This is a genomic window from Protofrankia coriariae, assembly GCF_001017755.1.
In the GTDB taxonomy this organism is placed as follows: Bacteria; Actinomycetota; Actinomycetes; order Frankiales; family Frankiaceae; genus Protofrankia; species Protofrankia coriariae.
This window is the reverse complement of the sequence record NZ_JWIO01000012.1, coordinates 92972-95275: the sequence shown is the minus strand read 5'-3', so window position 1 is coordinate 95275 and position 2304 is coordinate 92972. Positions and strand designations below refer to the sequence as shown.

2 protein-coding genes and 1 pseudogene are annotated in these 2304 nt (G+C 71.3%); 1 reads left to right on the top strand and 2 read right to left on the bottom strand.

The genetic code is table 11. The features are described 5' to 3' along the window. Positions 1-423 (bottom strand): annotated as a pseudogene (locus FrCorBMG51_RS09535) (thiamine biosynthesis protein ThiF); the annotation flags it as partial. Positions 424-914: 491 nt separating this feature from the next. Beyond that, positions 915-1076 (bottom strand): DUF5679 domain-containing protein, encoded by a 162-nt coding sequence (locus FrCorBMG51_RS29500; RefSeq protein ID WP_013872414.1) that lies wholly within the window; start codon positions 1074-1076, stop codon positions 915-917. A gap of 449 nt (positions 1077-1525) precedes the next feature. On the opposite strand from FrCorBMG51_RS29500, the gene FrCorBMG51_RS09530 reads away from it, so the two are divergent. Beyond that, on the top strand, positions 1526-2304 hold a 779-nt coding region (locus FrCorBMG51_RS09530), incomplete at its 3' end, for an enoyl-CoA hydratase/isomerase family protein (protein ID WP_047222730.1).

Below are 2304 nucleotides of genomic sequence, written 5' to 3'. Positions count from 1 at the left end.
GGCGGCCAGCAGGGCCGCCACCTGAGCGCCGATCCGGCCCGCTCCGCGGACCTGGATCCGGGCCCGGCCGCGGGCCGCCATCGCTCGCCGGGCATGCCTCGGGTCGGCCGAGCCCAGGGCCATCGCGGCCAGGTCCGGCTGGAGGCGCTCCTGGTCCAGCACGGGTGGTGAGGACTGACCGGCCGGGCCGGCGTCCGCCAGCAGGCCCGTCCGCTCCAGCAGGAGGACGAGCTCCGCCCGGGTGGCGTCCAGCGAACTGAGGACCTGCTCACGGGAGCGGGTACCGTCCAGCAGGTCGAGCACGGAGGCGTCCCGCGCTGTCAGCCCGCCGAGGACGATCGCCCGCGCCGGGTCGACACCGATCTGGAGGGTGGATCCGTCCCGCCAGAGCCGGCGCAGGCCGGGTTTGAGCATGGGGCGCATCGGCGTCCTCCCCGACAGCAGGTGACCGGATCGTGATCATATGGTCTCATGCTGTTCCCCGCTGTGAATATATGTCCGTTTTTCTGTGGATATGCAACCGGCGCCGAGGAGGGTGCGCCGGTGGTTGTGGACAAGTCCCTGCCAGGCCGCGGTCGCCGCAGAGGCCCGCCTGTCACCATGTGGCGTTGCCGAGTGACGCGCCGAGACGGTTGGTGCTGACGCTGCCCACCTGGATGGGCAGCGCCTGTGCGCGGCCGCCCGGAGAGTCGGCTATTGGCTGCCGGGCCGCGTGCTCATCCGGGCGAGCGGCCACCCGTGCGCGTGCCAAGACGGTTCTCGCAGACGGCGGCGTCGGGAGCCATGGCCGCGGGAGGGCCGTACAGCCGCCGAGCGCGCGATGATCCGCCGTGCGCTCGGCGGCCTCGGGGGATCCGCCCGGCCTGGGGATCAGAGCCTGGGGACGGACCATCCCTCGGGGGACTGTCGGGGAACTATGAGGCTGGCGCCTTGCCGAGGATTCTGTTGATCGTGGTTCCGCAGACCGGGCAGGTGCCCCGCGCCATCCGGCGCCCGGACTCGCTCACCCGGACCTCACCCTGGTAATGCCGTTTGTCCTTGCATTTGACGCAGTAGCCCTCGTACGTCTCTGCCACTCGTTCTCCCTCTCACCGGCGCCCGCTGACGGGCCGCGGGTTCGTAACGAAGCGCAACGAAGAAAGCCGGCACCAACAGCCGGCCGGGAGCCATCCTCCTCAGGCCGGGAATCCCGCCGCGCGCCACCCCCTGGCCGGGGCCGCGGCTGGTTTTCCGTTGTCCCACAGTGGTTGCCGTGTTCGCCGCCTGCTCCCGCGGCAGTAGCGGAGCTGGCNGGCGGCGGAGCCGATGGTGGCCCAGTGGTGGAGTCGGTGATGGGAAAGTGGTGGGCCGATGATGGGCCATGGTGGAAGCGGTGCGTGTCCGGTCATGTCCGACAGCACCGGAAGCCGGGAGGCTCTACGCTCGGGAGGGCCGCTGACGGGGCGGGAAAAACACGACCGCGCCGCCTTCGCCCATATCAACCAGGCAACATCAATCAGACAACGTGGGCCTTCAGGAGTCGATTGTGTCCGAACCGCTGCTGGTCGAACGTCCCGCCGACGGCGTGGTCCTGCTGACGTTGGCCCTGCCCGAACGGCGCAACGCGATGACCGTGGCGTTGACCGCGGCATGGTCGGCGGTGCTGGACGAGATCGGTGCCGATCCTGATGTGCGGGCCGTCATCGTCACAGGGCAGGGGCGCGCGTTCTGCGCGGGCGGCGACCTCGACTGGATCGACCCGAGGCGCAACGTCGACTCCGGCGCGGACCGGCTGCGGGCGAAGATGCTCCCCTTCTACCGAACCTGGCTGAAGATCAGATCGCTGGAGGTGCCCACGATCGCCGCGGTGAACGGCGCCGCGGTGGGCGCCGGCCTGTGCCTGGCGCTTGCCTGTGACCTGCGGTTCGCGGCCGAGGGAGCAACCTTCTCCGCTCCCTTCACCCGGCTGGGGATGCATCCGGGGATGGCCGCCACCCGGCTGCTGCCGGAGGCCGTGGGGGTGCTGCGGGCCCGCGAACTGATCTTCACCGGGCGGGCCGTCGACGCGCGGGAGGCCGTGGACATCGGTCTGGTCAACGCGGTGGTGCCGGCCGTCGACCTGGTCGCCACCGCGTTGGAGACCGCGCTGCGGATCGTTGCGGCGGCCCCGGTCGCGACCCGGCTGGCCAAGGTCGCGCTGCGGGGTGAGGACGACATCGAGCAGGTGCTGCAGTGGGAGGCGCTCGCCCAGGCCACGACCATGGCCAACGGTGAGGCCGCCGAGGGGATCCAGGCACAGCTGGACCGGCGGCCGCCTTCGTTCGC